This window comes from Paraburkholderia dipogonis, assembly GCF_046027395.1.
GTDB lineage: Bacteria > Pseudomonadota > Gammaproteobacteria > Burkholderiales > Burkholderiaceae > Paraburkholderia > Paraburkholderia dipogonis_A.
Map to the genome: position 1 here is coordinate 310210 of NZ_JAQQEG010000003.1, position 18369 is coordinate 328578.

Annotated in this window: 18 protein-coding genes and 1 pseudogene; 6 read left to right on the top strand and 13 right to left on the bottom strand. The window is 63.6% G+C overall.

The features are described 5' to 3' along the window. Positions 1-10: 10 nt before the first annotated feature. Positions 11-781 (bottom strand): PP2C family protein-serine/threonine phosphatase, encoded by a 771-nt coding sequence (locus tag PQR32_RS05425; RefSeq protein WP_408222977.1) that lies wholly within the window; start codon positions 779-781, stop codon positions 11-13. Positions 782-786: 5 nt separating this feature from the next. After that, on the bottom strand, positions 787-1074 hold the full coding sequence (locus tag PQR32_RS05430; protein WP_408222979.1) for a hypothetical protein: 288 nt from the start codon (positions 1072-1074) through the stop codon (positions 787-789). Positions 1075-1547: 473 nt separating this feature from the next. Between PQR32_RS05430 and PQR32_RS05435 the strand changes: the two genes are divergently transcribed. Together PQR32_RS05435 and PQR32_RS05440 are read left to right on the top strand one after the other, a co-directional pair. Further along, entirely contained in the window at positions 1548-2045 is a 498-nt protein-coding gene (locus PQR32_RS05435; RefSeq protein WP_408222981.1) for a lecithin retinol acyltransferase family protein, read from the top strand. Positions 2046-2112: 67 nt separating this feature from the next. Then, entirely contained in the window at positions 2113-2370 is a 258-nt protein-coding gene (locus PQR32_RS05440) for a hypothetical protein (protein ID WP_408222983.1), read from the top strand. Here the strand turns inward: PQR32_RS05440 and PQR32_RS05445 are convergent. After that, positions 2367-3245 (bottom strand): LysR family transcriptional regulator, encoded by an 879-nt coding sequence (locus tag PQR32_RS05445; protein WP_408222985.1) that lies wholly within the window; start codon positions 3243-3245, stop codon positions 2367-2369. The two genes, PQR32_RS05440 and PQR32_RS05445, sit on opposite strands and share 4 nt — an antisense overlap. A 100-nt stretch (positions 3246-3345) precedes the next feature. Here PQR32_RS05445 and bla point away from each other — a divergent pair, with 100 nt between their 5' ends. Next, entirely contained in the window at positions 3346-4281 is a 936-nt protein-coding gene (bla, locus tag PQR32_RS05450; protein ID WP_408222987.1) for a class A beta-lactamase, read from the top strand. 263 nt (positions 4282-4544) lie between these two features. Continuing rightward, positions 4545-5009, top strand: a complete 465-nt coding sequence (locus tag PQR32_RS05455; protein WP_408222989.1) for a DUF4126 domain-containing protein — start codon at positions 4545-4547, stop codon at positions 5007-5009. A 48-nt stretch (positions 5010-5057) separates the two neighbouring features. Here PQR32_RS05455 and PQR32_RS05460 read toward each other — a convergent pair. Then, positions 5058-5332 (bottom strand): annotated as a pseudogene (locus PQR32_RS05460) (dicarboxylate transporter/tellurite-resistance protein TehA); the annotation flags it as partial. A 321-nt stretch (positions 5333-5653) separates the two neighbouring features. Between PQR32_RS05460 and PQR32_RS05465 the strand changes: the two are divergent. Further along, entirely contained in the window at positions 5654-6418 is a 765-nt protein-coding gene (locus tag PQR32_RS05465) for an IclR family transcriptional regulator (protein ID WP_408222991.1), read from the top strand. Positions 6419-6447: 29 nt separating this feature from the next. On the opposite strand, the gene PQR32_RS05470 is transcribed toward PQR32_RS05465, so the two are convergent. The 9 genes from PQR32_RS05470 to PQR32_RS05510 all read right to left on the bottom strand — a co-directional run bounded on the left by PQR32_RS05470 (position 6448) and on the right by PQR32_RS05510 (position 17344). Continuing rightward, positions 6448-7272, bottom strand: coding sequence for a citryl-CoA lyase (locus tag PQR32_RS05470; RefSeq protein ID WP_408222993.1), 825 nt, complete (start codon positions 7270-7272; stop codon positions 6448-6450). 2 nt (positions 7273-7274) lie between these two features. Next, positions 7275-8474 carry a CaiB/BaiF CoA transferase family protein gene (locus tag PQR32_RS05475; RefSeq protein WP_408222995.1) on the bottom strand — a complete coding sequence of 400 codons (1200 nt, stop codon included), beginning with the start codon at positions 8472-8474 and terminating at the stop codon, positions 7275-7277. A gap of 27 nt (positions 8475-8501) precedes the next feature. Next, positions 8502-9935: an MFS transporter gene (locus PQR32_RS05480; RefSeq protein WP_408222997.1), complete on the bottom strand. Its 1434-nt coding sequence runs from the start codon at positions 9933-9935 to the stop codon at positions 8502-8504. Positions 9936-10132: 197 nt separating this feature from the next. Continuing rightward, a complete protein-coding gene (locus tag PQR32_RS05485) occupies positions 10133-10483 on the bottom strand; it encodes a response regulator (protein ID WP_408222999.1) in 351 nt (116 codons plus the stop codon). Positions 10484-10489: 6 nt separating this feature from the next. Next, positions 10490-11965, bottom strand: coding sequence for an ATPase domain-containing protein (locus PQR32_RS05490; RefSeq protein ID WP_408223001.1), 1476 nt, complete (start codon positions 11963-11965; stop codon positions 10490-10492). A gap of 350 nt (positions 11966-12315) precedes the next feature. Then, a complete protein-coding gene (locus PQR32_RS05495; RefSeq protein ID WP_408223003.1) occupies positions 12316-14049 on the bottom strand; it encodes a tannase/feruloyl esterase family alpha/beta hydrolase in 1734 nt (577 codons plus the stop codon). 10 nt (positions 14050-14059) lie between these two features. Then, complete coding sequence (locus PQR32_RS05500) at positions 14060-15199, bottom strand: porin (RefSeq protein WP_408223005.1); 1140 nt, start codon at positions 15197-15199, stop codon at positions 14060-14062. A gap of 67 nt (positions 15200-15266) precedes the next feature. Then, a complete protein-coding gene (mhpT, locus tag PQR32_RS05505) occupies positions 15267-16496 on the bottom strand; it encodes a 3-(3-hydroxy-phenyl)propionate transporter MhpT (RefSeq protein ID WP_408223007.1) in 1230 nt (409 codons plus the stop codon). A 347-nt stretch (positions 16497-16843) separates the two neighbouring features. Continuing rightward, positions 16844-17344 carry a MarR family winged helix-turn-helix transcriptional regulator gene (locus PQR32_RS05510; RefSeq protein ID WP_408223009.1) on the bottom strand — a complete coding sequence of 167 codons (501 nt, stop codon included), beginning with the start codon at positions 17342-17344 and terminating at the stop codon, positions 16844-16846. A 137-nt stretch (positions 17345-17481) separates the two neighbouring features. Here PQR32_RS05510 and PQR32_RS05515 point away from each other — a divergent pair, with 137 nt between their 5' ends. After that, positions 17482-18309: a p-hydroxycinnamoyl CoA hydratase/lyase gene (locus PQR32_RS05515; protein WP_408204408.1), complete on the top strand. Its 828-nt coding sequence runs from the start codon at positions 17482-17484 to the stop codon at positions 18307-18309. Positions 18310-18369 lie beyond the last annotated feature (60 nt).

Below are 18369 nucleotides of genomic sequence, written 5' to 3' on the forward strand. Positions count from 1 at the left end.
GCCAATAGGTTCATGGCGCCGGGTTAAGCAGCGTTTTGTCTGAGGCGTTGGGGTCTTCAGCGCGCACGACCACAGCGGTGATGTTGTCGCGGCCGCCGCGCGCGAGCGCCAGGTCGACGAGTTCTTCAGACGCGTTTGCGCTTGCCGCCTTGCTCAGCACGGCGAGCATGTCTTCTTCGCTGACTTCGTTGCTCAGGCCGTCGCTGCAGAGAAGGAAGACGTCGCCATCGGTGACCTCGATGGCATCGTCGTCGAGTTCGAGCACGTCGGTTGCGCCAACGGCGCGCGTGATCATATGCTGCGCGGGGTGATGCCGCGCCTCTTCCTCGGTGAGGACGCCAAGCGACTTGAGCGCTTCCACCTGACTGTGGTCGCGCGTGAGTTGTCGCAGGCTGCCTTCGCGCAGCAGGTACAGGCGGCTGTCGCCGGCCCAGATGTAGCCGCAGAAGCGATCGCAGGCGAGCAGCACGACGACCGTGCTGCCGATGCGCTGCACCTGGCGGCGCGCGGCTTCTTCCCGCAGTTGACGATTGGCGGTTTGCAGGCGCGTGCGCGCGTCGGCGACGAAGGACTTCATGTTGACCGGAGACGTGAGCCGGCAGAGCGCGTCGATCACCAGACGGCTCGCCAGATCGCCGACCGCGTGTCCACCCATGCCGTCGGCGACGGCCCAGCGTCCGAGTGCGGACTGGTCGAGGCAGGCATCTTCGTTGATTTCGCGGACGCGTCCGGCGTCGGAACGCGCGGACGACGTCCAGCGAAATTGGCTCGCACAGGTCACAACGTTTACACCGTATCGTTTCTGCTGCGTGCGTCGGGAGAGACACTGATGTTCGAGTTCGCGCCGGTGTTGCGTACATCGACCGACTGGAACGTGTTGATCATCTGGTTAGCATAGAAGTTGTTGGTCACATCGTACAGGTTCACGACGGGTCCAATGCTCGGCGTTTCGCGTACATAAGGCTGAATCCAGCCGTACACCCACGGGGCGCCGCCGCCGCCGCGGATCGCCGCCATCGCTTTACGGTCTAGCGCGAGGTTCAGCGAGAGGTCGCCTACTGTAATAGAAGCCATGTCGTTTCTCCGGTTGGCCGCGTGTGAAAACGCGCGCGGTGACGCGCGGTTAAGAAGTATCTGGCCGTTATAGTGCAAGTGCCATGCCAATTCGCGAGTGATTCGCGCGGTTTGTCGTAATGCCTTGATTGCCGGGCGATTCCGCGCGCTTGCGTATGCAGCGCACGGGCACGCATGAATTCGGCGGTCGGCTGGCAGCCAACACGCCCGCATTCGAACCGGTGCGCGACCCAACACATTGCTGGTGCTCGCCACACCTCTTCAATCGACGCACTTCCCCATTCCACGGCAGCGATAAATGAGCGCCGCTCGCCAACACTTCGGCCGAATTTCTGTCGGGCCGCAACGCACACTCGTCGCCTCCGGAGCGCCTCGTTCTCCCGCGAAACCCTTTAAATAAAGGCTTTCGCGCGCATGGCCCGAATGATGCAAAAGATCTCGCAACAGTGTTGGAAATCGAAGCGAGGCCAGCCATGAACACGAACCAAACCAGCAGCGAAAACAGCGAAGACCGCTGCGACGCCGCGTCCACCATCGAACTGCCGATCGGCGCGCATCTCGTCACGCAACGCCCCGGTTATGAACACCACGGCATTTATGTGGGCAATGGCCGCGTGGTTCATTACTCGGGCTTTGCGAGCTCAGCGCATCGCGGCCCGGTTGAGGAAGTGGAACTGGAACGCTTCGCCGCCGGCCATCCGCTGACGATCCGTGCGACGCCGTCCGCCCGCTACGTCGGCGACGAAGCCGTGCGCCGCGCACGCTCCCGTCTCGGCGAAAACCACTATCGCCTGCTGACCAACAACTGCGAGCACTTCTGCGCATGGTGCCTACTCGGCGAAAGCCGTAGCGAACAGGTGCATTGCTGCCTGCGCCATCCGCGCACCGGCATGCATGCGTTGGTGTGCCTCGTGAAGGCTTTTGTGGAAAGCACCGCGAAGGGCGCTCACGGTTCCGCGCAGTTGGCGTGAACTGGCGACACAGAATTTCAGTGACTCATTCAGTGATTCAACCAGTCAAGGATTCAAGGAGAACATCATGGTTGCCGCAGAAAAGACCTTGCATTGGGCCGTAGACAAATGGCTCGCCCCGACCCCGTCGATGCCCGCACGCGTCGTGCAGTTCTGCCACCGTGCGTCGCAACATCAGCGCTATGTGTGCGTGGAAGCCTTGCGGCCGAGCGGTCTGCTGTCGATCTTCTTCTTCCGTCATGACGACGGCTCGTGGAATGTGTTTCCGCCGCAAGCCGAACGGCCCGCAATGAACGGCCATCGCCGCGCTTTGCTGGCTGCCTAGTTCTGCGTCTGCGCAGACGCTTCCTTGATGATCCACTGATTGAACAGCAGCATCGCCGGCGTCATGGGTTTGCCCTTCAACCATGTCAGCCAATAGCTGCCGGCGTGAACCTCCACATCGAACGGGCGCACCAGCCGGCCTGTGTTGATCTCGTGATCGAACATCAGCGCGGGCGCGAGCGCGACGCCCGCACCCTGCATCGCCGCTTCCACCATCAGCCGCGATGAATCGAACACCGGCCCGCGAATCGGCCGCGGCGGAATGCCGGCGGCGGTGAACCAGCTCATCCAGTCGTCAGCGCGATAGGAGCGCAGCAAGGTCTCGTCGGCGAGATCTTCCGGCTTCGACAGACGCGCGGCGATCTCCGGCGTGCATAGCAGCGCAAGCGGCGCGTCGAGCAGGCGGGTCGCGAGCGAACCGGGCCAGGTGCCGTCGCCGAAACGGATCGCGAAGTCGAGACCTTCGGTGGCGAGATCGACCAGGTTGTTGTTCGTCAGCAGGCGCAGTTCGACGAACGGATGCGCGTCGCGGAACGACTTGAGGCGCGGCATCAGCCAGCCCACGGCGAAGGTGCCCACCACGCCGACCGTCAGCACCTCGTGAAAGTGGCCGCCTTCGAACTGCTTGAGCACGGCCTCGATGCGATCGAATGCGTCGGTCAGCACCGGACGCAACGCGAGGCCCTCGTCGGTCATGGCGAGGCCGCGCGGCAGACGCTTGAAGAGCGCGGTGCCCAGCCGCTCCTCCAAGGTTCTGACCTGTTGACTGACGGCGGCCTGGGTGACGTTCAATTCGAGCGCCGCGCGCGTGAAGCTCAGATGGCGGGCGGACGATTCGAAGGCGCGCAGCGCGTTCAATGGAAGGTACGGTCTCATGGCGAAGGCATAAGATTTTCTTGTGAGTTGGCTAACTTATCATCGTTTGTCAGCGGCCGGCGGAAAACCGATAGTTGCGGCTTCACACAAAGGAGCGGCGATGATTACAAGACGGAAGTTCGCGGGCGCGATGCTGGGTGTTTCGATAGCTGGGGTTGCGGTTGGCAGTGCCGGCGCGTTTGGCAAGGCGATGAAAACGGGCGCGGCGGCGCAAGGGCGCGAACTGGCCAAGGCGGATGCGATCCGTCGGCGGCTCGCTGAAATCGAAGCGGCGAGCGGCGGGCGGCTGGGCGTGTCGATCGTCGATACGATGTCCGGCTTGCACGCCGGTTGGCGGACCGACGAGCGCTTTCCGATGTGCAGCACTTTCAAGGTGCTGGCGGCGGGCGCCATACTGGCGCGCACGGATCGCGGCGAGGAAGACTTGCAGCGGCGCGTGGTGTTCTCACAAAGCGACGTGGTATCGAACTCGCCGGCCACGAGCAAGCACACACGCGAGCTCACCGGTAACGCGGGCATGAGCATCGCCGAGCTGTGCAAGGCGGCGATCACGCTCAGCGACAACACAGCGGCGAATCTGTTGCTGGTGACGTTCGGCGGCCCGGCTGGGTTGACCGCATTCGCCCGCAGCCTCGGCGACGGCATCACGCGTCTGGACCGCAACGAGCCTACACTGAACGAAGCCATTCCCGACGATCCGCGCGACACCACCACGCCCAACGCCATGCTCGGCAATCTGCGCGAGCTGTTGCTCGGCGAGCATTTGTTGTCGTCGTCGCGAGCGCAACTGCTGGCTTGGCTCGCGGCCAACGAGACCGGCGGCGCACGGATTCGCGCGAAGCTGCCGAAGGAGTGGGGCGTGGGCGACAAGACCGGCACCGGCGATCACGGCACCGCCAACGACGTGGCGATTCTGTGGCCGCCCGGACGCGGCCCGGTGCTGGTGACCGTGTATCTGACCGAAACGGCTGGCGACGCGGCGCGCAGCAATGCGGCGATCGCGAACGTGGGCGCGCTGGTGGTGGCGTCTATCTGATCTTGGCGCGGACAGGGACGCACGCGACGCGACACGCATACGATGCGATGGCCGATGCGTCCCGTGGCCATCGCCGCCGATGCGCCGATCGAAGTATGCGACACTAGGGCCACACCGAAAGGAGGCAACGGCGAATCGGCCTCGATGGATGCGGTGAGAAGTTGACTGTCCATGGAAATGCTCGACACCTTCTGCCGACGTTCGTCCAGGTAAGCCGTCGGCTTGTTCAACCACGCATCGTTGCCCTTGATTCGGAGTCCCCTATGTCTGTCTATGTCCTCGCATTGCTGATCGGCGTCGTGGCCGGTCTTCGCGCGATGACCGCGCCCGCCGCGGTTAGTTGGGCGGCGTATCTGGGCTGGTTGCCGCTGCAAGACACCCCGCTGGCCTTTCTCGGCTTCACCGCCACGCCGTATATCTTCACGGTGCTGGCCATCGTCGAACTGATCACCGATCAACTGCCGAAAACCCCTAGCCGTACCGTGCCGATGCAATTCGGCGCGCGTCTCGTGCTGGGCGGATTGAGCGGTGCGGCGATCGGCGCGGCGCATGGCGGAGTGGGGAATGGGTTGATCGCGGGATTGATTGGCGCCGTGATCGGTACTGTGGGCGGCGCGCGAGTCCGCGGCGCGATGGCGCGTGCGTTCGGACGGGACCAGCCTGCGGCGTTGATCGAAGATGCGGTGGCGATCGTCGGCGCGGCGTTGATCGTGATGGCGTTGCGTTGATGCGATTCAGCGAGACGCGGGGCGCCTCGCTGAATCGGTTCGGGCAGTCTAGCCGGCCATTGCGATACGTGAATCAGCGGATGCCTGCGGTGCGGGCAGGGCGCCCGTAGCCGCGGCGGTGGGAATCAGCTTGCCGCGCACCAGCAAGACCAAAGTCTTCACCGCCAGAATCGCGATGATCACATTCGCCGCGATAAACAGAACCGGCGCGGCCCATTCAACTGGCCCCGTCGCGCCTCGTTCGACCATCCGAGAAGCGCCATCGTCGGCAGGGCGGCGGCGCCGAAGCTGAAGGCCCAATAAGCCGGCACGAAAGCACTGCGATCCCGAAGAAGGCAACTGGAATCGTCCCACGATTGCTGTTCATCACCGACCCTCCGAAAGTTGCGTCGCGCTCCGCTGTTCCGGCTCCGCGCGATCGATGACGAACTGTAAAAAGCGGCATAACGCTGAATGCTGGGCGCGCTCAACAAATTGCGCGATCGTCTCAAGATGCAATGTGCCGCATCCGGCAAGTGTTTGCGCCGTGGTTTCCGCTCATGCCCCGGATTCCGCGCAGATTCAGTGCTGAAGCGCCCGTGGCGGGTATGACAGCCCCGCATCATGGCGTAAAATTTCCGCTTCCCTATGAAGTAATGCCATCCATGCCAACGCCTGCGGACAAATCGAACACGAAGGAAAGCGAAGGTGTTGCCGTCATCGATCGTGCTTGCGCCATCCTGTTCGCCTTCCGGCCGGACGATGACGCGCTCACGCTCGCCGAACTGGCGGCGCGCACGGGGCTTTACAAGAGCACGTTGTTGCGGCTCGCGGGCTCGCTGATCCAGCATCGCCTGCTGCTGCGTCTCGACGACGGCCGCTATCAGCTCGGTTCCGCCACTTTCATGCTGGGCGCGCTGTATCAGCGCAGCCTGAACCTCGGCGATATTCTGGTGCCGCTCATGCGCGAACTCGCGGAAACCAGTGGCGAAAGCGTGTCGTTCTACGTGCGTGACGAAGCGGTACGGGTGTGTTTGCATCGCGTGGATTCGAAGCACGCGGTGCGCTTTCACGTGCGCGAAGGCGACGTGCTGCCGCTGGAAAGCGGCTCGGGCGGCCATGCATTGCTCGCCTTCGACGGCATGCCGGGCGCACCGTACGACAAGATTCGCGAGGACTTCTACTGTGTGTCGATCGGCGAACGCGACCGGGAGACGGCGGGTGTTTCCATGCCGGTATTCGGCGTGCGCCAGAGCCTGCGTGGCGTGCTGACGCTGGCCGGTCCGAGCTCGCGTATCGATCACGCGTTTCTCGAACGCAATCTCGGTGCGCTGTTCGATTGCGCCGCGCGCGCCACCGACGCCTTGGGCGGCGATTCGCGCGCCATGCGCAACGCGCAGCGGCGCGCCGCCGAAGTTCAGGACAAGTAGTTCAGAACAAGTAGTTCAGCGCAAACGGCTCAAGGCAAATGCCGCTCGGGCTTGCCGGTGTAGGTGTAGGCCATCTGGCGCGGCATCGGGCCTTTGTTGCGCTCCTTGCGTCCGCGCTGTTCCCATGCATGCGACAGAATGCCGACCGCGCGCGACAGGCAGAACACACCGCGCGCCAACTCGGGCGCAAAGCCGAGTTCGGCATAGATCACGGCGGTGGCGCCGTCGATATTCATCGGCACGGGCTTGCTCTTGCGGCCCAAGAGTAGTGCTTCGATGCCGCGCGCGATTGCGGCATAGCGTCCGCTGATGCGCTCCGCGCGGACACTCTCGTCCACCAGCGCGAGAAGCCTCGGCGCACGCGGATCGACCGGATGAAAGCGGTGCCCGAAGCCCGGCAGATATTTGCCGTGCGCCGCGATGAAGGCATCCACACCTTGTTCGACGGCGTCTTCCAACGCGGCGCCCGCCTGCATGCGCGCATCGATCGAGTCGTACAGTTCGACCGCCTGCTGACCTGCGCCGCCATGCACGTCGTCCAGCGCGTTGATCGCGGACGCCATCGCGCCGTTCAGCGGCAAGCCGCAACTGGTCGCGATCCGCGAGATTGCAATCGATGGCGCATGCGGCCCATGATCCACCGACGACACCAGCGCCGCTTCGAACAGACGCGCTTGCTCGGCGTCGGGTAGTTCACCCCGCAGCATCAGCCAGATCATCTGCGGGAAACTGATATTGCCGATCAACTCCTGAATCGGGAATCCGCGCACGTTGATCGAGCCCGGATGAATGTCGATGATCGACGTGCTCCAATAGTCGGCAGCGAGCTTCGCTGCGTCGAATGCCTGCGTCATGTTCAGATCACTCCTTCGGCGCGTAGTTGGTCGATGTGGGCGTCGTCGTAACCGAGCGCGGCGAGTTGTTCATGTGTGTGAGCCGATAGCACCGGTGCGGGTGTGCTCGGCGCCGTGTCCGCATCGTGCAGACGAAAACCCGCGCGGGTCACGCGCTGGCGATCCGCGTTGGCATCCGCGGCAAATTCGCGGATGAAGCCGCGCGACTCCAGATGTGGATGCGCGAGAATCTCCGGTACCGACATTACGCGGCCGGCCGGCACGCCTGCTTCGAAGAAACGCGCTTCCCAGTTCGCGGCGCTATCGTTGGCCAATGCCGTTTCGATCTCCGCTTTCAATGCCGCGCGATTCAGCTTTCGGGCGTTGCGCTCGGAAAAACGCGGATCGTCAAGCAGATCGGCCCGGCCGATCAACTGACACAAGCTCGCGAACTGTTTGTTCTCGTTGGCGGCGATATTGAGCGGGCCGTCGCCGGTTTTGAACGTGCCCGACGGCGCGGCGGTGAAGTTCTCGTTGCCCATTGGTGTCGGCGTGACGCCGGCATTCAGGAAGTTCGAGACGACCCAGCCCATGGTTGCGAGCGTGGCTTCGAGCATCGACACATCGAGCATGCGGCCGTGGCCCGTGGCGCGCGCGTCGAGCAATGCGGCGCAAATGCCGAATGCCGCGGTGAGGCCGCCCACCGTATCCGACACCGGATAGCCGACGCGCAACGGCGCGCTGTCGGCATCGCCGGTCACGCTCATCACGCCGGAAATGCCCTGAATGATCTGATCGTAAGCAGGCCGCTTTGAAAACTCGCCGTCCATGCCGAAGCCGGAGATCGCGCAATACACGAGCTTCGGATTGACCTCGCGCAGCGCGTCGAAATCGAGGCCGAGCCGCGTCATCACGCCGGGCCGGAAATTTTCGACCAGCACGTCCGCGGTTCTGACGAGCTCGCGCAGAATCGCCTTGCCGCGCGGGTCTTTCAGATTGAGCGTAAGCGACTGCTTGCCCGCGTTCACGGCGACGAACGAGGCGCCCATGTTGCGCGCCGACGCGTCCTTATCGGCGCCCAGGCGGCGCGCCAGATCGCCGCCTTCCGGGTGTTCGACCTTGATCACTTCGGCGCCGAGCAACGCGAGCTGATACGCGCAAAACGGCCCGGCCAATACATTCGATAAGTCCAGTACGCGGACTCCAGCCAACGGCAGCGTCATCTTTAAAGCCTCTTGTTCAAATGCGGTTCAATGCGAGATTTCGTCGAGATTGCGAAGGTTGGTCCGCGGCCCGAAGATGCCGATCGCGCCCATCACCATCACCATCGACGCGCTGATCAGCGCGAACACACCGCTCACGCCGAAGTGCCGCAGGGCGAAGGCGATCATGAAGCCGGAGAACATGGCCGACAGACGCGACATCGAGTAGACGAAGCCGACGGCGCGCGCCCGCAAACGCGTCGGGAAGAGTTCGGTTTGATACGCGTGATAACCGACCGAGAGCAGCGTGCCGCTCAGTGTGATCAGCACGCCTAGCGTCATCAGCATCGCAGGCGAGGTTTGCGTCGCGAACAGGCTGCCGAACACGGCGATGCCGAGCGCCGACAGCACGATCAGCGTCTTCCGTTCGATGCGGTCTGCGATCGCCATGCCGATCAACGGCCCGAACGGATTCGAAACCGCAATCACGAACGAGTACAGCAGACTGTGCGTGATCGTCACGCCTTTGGAGACGAGCAGCGTCGGCACCCATGAGGCGAAGCCGTAGAAACCGATCGCCTGGAACAGATTGAACACGAGCATCGTGATCGCGCGTTTGCGATACGGCGGCTGCCAGATTTCGCGGAAGGCGGCCTTGGTGGTCGCCGGTTCGACGGTCGGCACGGCGGGCGGCAGAGGCTTGCCGTATTGCGCGGCGACTTTCGCTTCCAGCGCCTGCAGCACCTGTTCGGCTTCGGCGGCGCGGCCTTGTTGCGCGAGCCAGCGCGGGCTTTCCGGCACGCGTCGGCGAATCGCCCACACCACCACCGCGCCCAACGCGCCGATGATCACGACCCAGCGCCAGCCGTCGAGCCCGAACGGCGTAAGCGGCACCAGCCACCACGCGAGAAACGCGACCGACGGCACCGCGGTGTACTGCACCAGATGAACGAACGCAAAGGCACGGCCGCGCAAATGTTTGGGCACGAGTTCGCTGACGTACGTATCGATCGTCACCAGCTCGACGCCCACGCCGATGCCGGCGATCAGGCGCCACAGATTGATGGCGGGCGCCGTGCTTTGCAGCGCCATGATCAGCGTCGCGGCGGAGTACCACAGCAGCGACACGGTGAACACGGTCTTGCGGCCGTAGCGGTCCGCCATGCCAGCCAGAAAGAACGTGCCGATGAAGAGCCCGGCAAACGACGCCGCCACGAACGCGCCAAGACCGGATACGCCGAAGAACGACGCGGTCGTCGTCGAGTAGACCCCGCTTTTGACGAGGCCGGGGCCGACGTACGCGGTGAAGAACAGATCGTAGAACTCGAACCAGCCGCCGATGGACAGCAGGAACACCAGCATCCACACCGCACGCGTCGCGGGCAGGCGGTCGATGCGTGCGTTGACGCCGGGCGTGAGCCCCTGCGCGCCGGCGCTTGAATGGGGCGACGCGCCGGACGTGTCGAGCGGCAGGCTTGCCATGAAATCCTCCTTCGGGTGTCTCTCGTCAGTGACGTTCTGTTGAATAGAACGACGTTCTGTTTAATGGGTGTGCCGAGAGTAGTCCGTGCGGCCGACGGCAGGAATCCGGGGTTTTACCTAGAGAGAGGGGGAAAGGTGCTTGCGGACGGGCGTTCGCGCAGCAAGCGCGCCCGTCCGCCGCATGGGCGGTCCGCTTTTTACGCGGACATGCGCTGAAGCATGGCCAGCAGCGTGTCGAACGAAAGAGGCTTGCGCGCGTATTCGATGCGGGGATTCGGTTGCACCGGGATATCCGCAGCCGCGCTGCATAGGATGATCGGGATGGCGCGCAGATCAGGATCGGCGTTCAGCGCCGCGCAGAGTTGCATCCCCGACATGACCGGCATCATGCAGTCCGACACGATGATGTCGGGCCGGGTCTTGCGTATCTGCTCGAGCGCGGCGGCGCCGTTCGACGCCGTCAGCACGGTATAGCCGTGCCGCTCCAGCAGCAGCCGCCAGACTGTCAGGATGTCGAACTCGTCGTCCACGACCAGAATGGTTTTCATGGGCGGCTAGGTGTTTCGTCGCGGCGGCAGCGTGGCCGACAGGCCGCCCGGCGAATGCAGGCTGGCGGGGCTCCCCGAGTTTTCGATCACGTCGAGGCCCTGGGACGAAATCACAAGCTCGCGCAAGGACGTGTCGTGGGCGCTTTCACGTTGCTTGACCACCGAAATCATGCGCCGCAGACCCGCTTCGGTTTCGGCGTAACGCAGCAGCATGAGGTTCTCGGTCAGCGCCGAAACCCGCACGCTCTTCGCGTGGCCGGGGTCCGCGTAAAGCGGCAGTTCTTCGGTCAGCAGTGTGGTGACGCAGGCTTCGCGAAGCTGATGCAGCAGCGCATTCAGGAACAGGCCAAAGCGCTCGGTGCGCAACGCGGAATCGCGGAAACCTTCTACACCGTCGATGACGATGCGCGACGCGCCGATCCGCTTGACCGTGGCGAGCGCGGTGGCCGCGAGTTCGTCGATGGCCAGTTCAATGGCCGGTTGCCACTGGATCACGAGCCGGCCGTCCTCATATGCCTCGGTCAACCCGATCGACACGGCCTCGGCTTTGCCGACCAGCCGTTGCGGTCCTTCGTAAAAGCCGAGGTACACGCAGCGTTCGCCACGGGCCAGGCCGGCCGCGAGAAATTGCAGACACAGCAGCGTCTTACCGACGCCTGACGGCCCGATCAGCGTAGTCGTGGAGCCTTGCGCAAAGCCGCCGCCGAGCAGGCCGTCGAGATGCGGCAGGCCGAAGCCGAGACGCGTTTTCAGGTCCACCGGACCCGGCTGCGGGGCGGCCTGCGCTTCGAGGCGCGGGAACATCAGGAGCCCGCTTTCGGCAATGCGGAAGAAATGCTTGCCCATCAGATGATTGCGCGCACGCATCTTGTGGACTTCGATTTCACGCGCGCGGCGCATGCCGTCGTTGTAACGGTTCAGTTCGATGAGGCCGTCGACCAGCGTATGTTCCGGATGCGGTTCGTTGCCGGAGAGCGGGGCGAGCAGCAAGGTCGTGCAATCCATCGCCGCGACCAGCGCATTCAGCTCGTGGATGAACTTGGACAGCGACAGCTCGGTCTCGCTGAATTCACGCGCGCTGCGAAAGCCGTCGATGATCATCAGGCTCGGACGGTAATCGTAAATGCTCGAGGCAATCAGCTTGAGAAAGCCATCGAGACCGTCCTGCATCAGTTCGTGATAGCCGGACACGAACAGCATCTGCTGCGCAACCGCCTTCTCGTCGAAGAAGCTCAGACCCTTGAGATGCCCCAGCAGCTTGTCGTGCGATTCGGCGATCAAGGTCATGTACAGCACCTTCTCGCCCTGGCTTACACGATGAAAACCAATCTGGCTCGACAGAATCGTCTTGCCGGCGCCGGCCATGCCTTCCAGCAGATACACGCCGCCGCGGACCAGACCTCCGCCCAGGATCTCGTCGAGACCGGGGACTCCCGTTTCCACATTGGATCGGGAAGATGTCTGAGATTCGTGGTTAGTCATTGTCGAAATGTCGTTCAAAGTGCGGAGAAGCGACGGTTTGCACAGGCGCCGTCCATTGTTCAAACTACTCATATGAGCAATTCACGTTCCCGCTGCGGGGTGGCGACGCTGCGCGTCGGCATAAGATGCTGAGGATTCTACCTGGCGGCGGCGCGCTTGGCGAACGGCACAGGGGCGTGCGAACCGAGGCGGTGGGGCGGGGCGTTGCCGATCGCCGGCATGACGGCGAACTTTTCAACGCGATGTAAGGAGAGGGAGATTCAGACGACGCCTCGCGCATGCGATCGTGCAAAGGCACACGTCATGCGCGAGGCGAATACAGCGGAACGGGCCAATGGCCCGCTCTTGACTCAGCTACAGGCGAAACTGCTCGCGGCGTTGACGTCGCCGCCCTGATAGCGCGCCACTTTCGGATAAGGGCAAAGCGGCCGCGTGCGTCCCGCGCCCCAACCGGCAGGCACGTCCGTGTTCGGCACGACATTGCCCGCGTCGCGCGCGGTGGCGACCACGCTATCCGGCGCCTTGCCCTGTTCGACCCATGCGACGAGGGGCGTGAGCATGTCGAACTGGTCGGTGCTGGGGCCGCCGCTGCAGTGGTTCATACCGGCGATCGTGTAAAGACGGGCGAAGTTCGACGCGTCGCCGCCGTTGGCCGTCGTGAGCCGCTGATACCAGTCGGTCGTGTCGTTCGATGAAAACACCGGATCGCTCGTGCCGTGATAAACCATCAGCTTCGCCCCGCGCTGCTTCAGTGCGCTCAGATTGGTTTCGTCCGGCGGCGTCATGAACGACCAGGCCGACTCGCTATACGCGCCGCTGGTGACGAAGATCTTTGGCGCGTCATTGTCCATGCTGAAGTTCAGCGCGTACGCCGATAACTGGCTCAACACCGAAGCGCTTTGAGGCGGCGTGGTGAACGTGAAGGCGGCCGCGGCCGGATCGAGCGTGATCGAGTTGGCCTGCTTCCATGCCGACCAGCCCGGGCCGAGTCCGGCGTCGTATGGAAAGCTCGCATATAGGGCGGTCCCGGCACTGTTGCGCGCACCCGAGAACACGTTGCCGACGGCGTCCTTCTGCGCACTCGTCAAACACGTGCCGTCGCGGACGTTGTTCGTGCAGGTCGGGACGTCGTTGGCAAGGCTGAAATTTGCCTGGCATGCCTTGATATCCTGAATGAGACCGTCGCTGGCACCGTCGAGCGCGTCGCATTTGGCCAGTATCTTCGACGCCACCATTTGACGTTCCGCGGCGGTAAAGCCGGTCGTGATATCGGGCAGGCCGTTCGAAGTCGTCGCGGTCGCCACTTTCGCCAGTTGCTGCGCGCTCCACATTTCGCCGACGGCCGCCTTCGGCAGATGAAAGCCCGGATCGCCCGCAATGATGCCGTCATATTCCGCTGACGAACGCGCCGCCGCGACCAGCGCATGACGTCCACCGTTGGAGCAGCCGTCGAAATAGCTGCGATCCGGCGCCTTGCCGTACGCGAGCTTGATGACCTGCTTGGCCATCGGCGTGAGCGTGGCGACCGCGTTGTAGCCGTAGTCGATGCGCGCTTGCGGGTCGAGACCGAACAGCGGATTTTGCGCCGAGCTGTGCCCCGCGTCCGAGCTGATGACCGCGAAGCCCATGTTGAGCGCGTCGCTCGTGGGACCGCCGCCGCCGATCTCGCCAGTGGCGGTGACCACATTGCCGTCGAGGCCGCCGTTGGCCTGATAGAAGAAACGCCCGTTCCATGCAATCGGCAGACGCATTTCGAAGCCGATCGCATAGGTCTTGCCATCGACGCTGCTAACCCGCTGATTCATGCTGCCTTGAATCAGGCAGTGTTCGGCGATGGGTTTGCCGGCCACCTTGAGCGTGCCTGCGGCTACGTCCGTCACCGTGGTGAAGACGGTGCTGGCGAAGCTGAGCTTCGCGGCGAGCGCCGCGCAATTGCCTGCGAGCGTGCCGGGCCTGGCGACGCTCAGTTGCGGCAACGCGGATGTGTTGGCGCTGGTGCTGGCGGCGCTGCCGAGATCGTTGCCGCCGCACGCGGCTAGTGTGAGCGTCGCGGCCGCTGCGAGCGCGATAGAGGTGCACTTCATGCCGTGTCTCCTAGAACGAATGACGAACGCCGACCATCACGCCGGTCTGGCCAGTGCCTGCCGCGGGCGTCGTGCCGCCACCGCCGGCGCTGACCGAGTAGTGCGCCTTCGCGCTGTTGGCGAGATACGAACCTTGGGCGTAGACAGCGGTGCGCTTCGAGAGCAGATAGGTGGTGCGCAGCGTGCCCATCGTGGCGCGCGTGTCGTGCTCGCTGTTGGTGATGTGATAAACCTCGCCGTCGACGATGAAAGCGGGCGTCACGTTGTACGACGCGGCCACGAAGAACAGATTCGAGCGCACGCTCGCAATCGTGTCCGCGCCCGGTTCGACGCGGCGGTTGAGCCAGCCGACGCCGAGCTTGGCCTTGCCGAGGTTCGCGTAGCCGCTCACGTGCGTGCGGATGTCCTTGTCGGCTGCGCTGGTGAGCGGAGTCGGCGCGATGCCGTCGAAGAAGTTCGCCGCCGCGGTGCTGCCGCCACGCTGCTCTTCATACGACGCCGCAACGCCGAACAGCGGCGCGTCGTACTTCAGCATCACGGACCATTCGCGGCATTGAGTCGCCTGTCCGGCGACCGAGCCGGTGCACGTGCCTTGGCCCGGCGAGTTGCCGGTGCCGGCGGAATCGCGGCCGAACGAGTAGTTCGCGCCGAGCGTCACGCCCGCATAGCTGCCGAGGTAGACCACCGAGTTGTCGGCGCGCGCGTTGGGCACATAGGCGTCGAGCGAGCCCAGACCGTAGATGTCCGGGCCGATCAGGTCCGCGCCCATCAGCGCGAGGTACGTCATCGTGTACTGGCGGCCGAACGAGACGGTGCCATACGGGCTCTTGATGCCGACGAACGCTTGACGGCCGAACAGCCGCCCGCCCTGGCCGAGATCGCCGGCGCGTACGTTGAAGCCGCTTTCCAAGGTGAACACGGCGCTATAGCCGCCACCGAGGTCTTCATTGCCACGCAGACCCCAGCGCGAAGGCAGTTCGCCTGTGACCGACGGCATGCGGAACACGCTCTTGCCCGCGGCGTTCGCGTGCGAAACGTATTCGATACCGGTATCGACAATGCCGTAGAGCGTCACGCTTGATTGGGCCGCTGCGGCGCCGCTGACGGTGCACAGTGCGCCGCAGAGTAAAAGACGTGCGGATGCTTGCATGAAGGGTGTCTCCGAACCGTTGAATGAATGTGTGTGTTGTTGTTGTTGAGTGTTCTTGTGCGCACGGTCAGTCGTCGGCGCGTGGGCGGCGTAGCAGAAGCAGCGCGGCTGCTGCGGCGATCAACGTGACGGGAATGCTCGCGCCGATCACGGTCGACGAACTGCGGCCCATCGCCAGCAATTGACCCGCGGCCAGCGGCCCGACCACCGAGCCGATGCGGCCCACCGCCACCGCCGCGCCTACGCCGGTGCCGCGCATGGCAGTCGGATAAAACGCTGCGGAAAGCGCATACAGCACCGATTGGCCGCCGATCACGAACATCCCCGCGAAGAAAGCCGAGGCCGCCAGCGCGCCGAAGCCGGGCGCCATCGAAAGCGCTGCGAGCGACGCGATGATCCCGACATACATGCCGGCCACCACGACGCCCGAGCGCATGCGATCCATCAACATGCCGATGCATAACGCGCCGATACCGCCGCCGATGTTGAAAAAGATCTGCACGTAGCCGACCTGCGCGCGCGTCAGACCGCTTGCGGCCATCAACGAGGGCAGCCAGTTGAGGAGGAAGTAGAGGACGATCAGCGTGCAGAAGTAGCTGACCCAGATCTGCACGGTGGAGAGCCCACGCGTGCCGCCGAACAGGATTTCGCCGACCGGCGCGGGTTTGGCCTGGCCATCGCGCGATGCTTTGGTGAACGCCCTCGAATCCGCAAGGAACACGAGCAGCAGCGGCACCAGCACCAACGGTCCCGCTCCGCCGACGTAAAAAATATGACGCCACTCGGTGTCGCCCGCGCTCAGCACGCCGATGACTGAAGCGATCACACCACCGAACGGAATCCCGCAATACATCACACTCACGGCCGTACTGCGCGAACGCGGCTCGACCGCTTCCGAAGACAACGCGATCAGGTTCGGCAATGCGCCGCCGAGTCCGATGCCCGTCAGCACCCGCACGATCACCAGCGTGTGAAAGTCGCTCACCAGCGCGGTCATGATCGACAGCAGGCCGAACAGGCAGGCGGAAATCACGAGCACGCGCTTGCGGCCGATGCGGTCGGCGAGCCGTCCGCCGAACATCGCGCCGGGCAGCAAGCCGAAGGTGCCGGCGCTGAACGCCAGTCCCATCTGCGCGACCGAGAGGCCGAACTCTCGCGCCATGCGCGGCGCGGCGACGCCGACCGACTGCAGGTCTAGCCCTTCGAGCAACGCAATCGCAAAACACAATCCAAGGGTGACGTAGGCGCCTGTCCGGCTGGACGTCGCCGGTAGCGCAGTGCCTTCGGTCGAATTCAAGGTTCCGGCTCTTTTCACGTTAGTGATCCTTATTAAATGGCGTGGTTTTCCGGTTTCGCTGACAGATAGCAGATGCCGAGCCGCCGTCTTGCATGACAGACGGTGTCGGCAAGCGGGCGTCAGATCATCGTCGAGGCCGCGATGAAATGCCCTGCAGCAGCGCAGCGGACACCGCCGCGCGCGGCGCATCATTTCGATGGCCATACGACGGTGCATTTGCTTCGAAGCGATGCGGCGCGTCTCCACACGCTGCATCGTGGACTGGATTTAATATCAGGTAGGCTGATAACACAAGCGCAAATTGTTCGGTGAAAACACCTAGCAATTCGGCGGCGCGGCGGGCGGATCTAGCCGCGCAGATTGCGGACGAAAGTTTCGAGGTGGGTTTGAACTGCACCGGCAGCGTCGAGTTCGATGCCTGCCATCATCTGCTTCTCGATGGCCTTGACGGCCTGCTCGCATTCGCGCAACACGGCGCGCCCTTCGTCCGTGAGTTGCAGCAGCACGATGCGGCCGTGCGTCGGGTCCGGTTCGCGGCTCACCCAGTTGCGGCTCGCCATCGCATTCATCACCTCGTTGGCCGATTGCGGCGTGATGAAGGAACGCTCGGCGACCTGCGCATTGGACGCTTGCCCTTTGGCTTCGAGCACGGAAAGCGCGGTGAATTGCGCGAGCGTCAGACCGAGCGGCGCGAGCGCTTCGGTCATACGGCGCCGCAGGATGCGGTCGAGACTGCCGATCACATAGGTCAGACGCAGGCTGGAACGGCGAGTGCGCGTGGCGGCGAGTTCGGCAGGCGTATTTTGATTTTTGCTCATCATGGGCAGGAGGTTCGGTCTATCCCGCATCTTAGCGCGCTTCGACGGGAATTCCGCCGCTAGGGGTTTGCACCGAGCGGGTGAATTTCCGCTTTACATATCAGGCAGCCTGATATTAAATGTGTTCATCAGGCCGCTGTCGCGGCCAACGTTCACGGAGAAAGCAGATGAGTTATGAAGGCCGTTGGAAAACCGTCAAGGTCGATGTCGTGGAAGGAATCGCATGGGTGTCGTTCAATCGCCCAGAGAAGCGCAACGCCATGAGCCCGACGCTGAACAAGGAAATGATCGAAGTGCTCGAAGCCGTGGAACTCGACGCGGAAGCGCAGGTTCTGGTGCTCACGGGCGAAGGCGACGCGTGGACTGCCGGCATGGACCTGAAGGAATATTTCCGCGAAGTCGACGCCGGCCCCGAAATCCTGCAGGAAAAGATTCGCCGCGACGCGTGCCGCTGGCAATGGCAACTGCTGCGCATGTACGCGAAACCGACCATCGCGATGGTCAACGGCTGGTGCTTCGGTGGCGGCTTCTCGCCACTGGTGGCGTGCGACCTCGCAATCGCCGCCGACGAAGCCGTGTTCGGCCTCTCCGAAATCAACTGGGGCATTCCGCCGGGCAACCTGGTAAGCAAAGCGATGGCCGATACTGTCGGGCATCGTCAGGCGCTGTATTACATCATGACGGGCGAGACGTTCACCGGTCAGGAAGCGGCGCAGATGGGCCTTGTCAACAAGAGCGTGCCGCGCGCCGAACTGCGCGAAGTGACGCGTGCGCTCGCCGGTAAACTGCTCGAGAAGAATCCGGTGGTGTTGCGCGCCGCCAAGCATGGTTTCAAGCGTTGCCGTGAACTGACGTGGGATCAGAACGAAGACTACCTGTACGCCAAGCTCGATCAGGCGCAACTGCGCGATCCGGAAGGCGGCCGCGAACAGGGCCTCAAGCAGTTCCTCGACGACAAGGCGATCAAGCCCGGTCTGCAAACGTACAAGCGCTGATCGGTCGCATCGACACGGAATTCGGTTCACGCAGACTACTGAGAGATGCAGCGAGAGAGA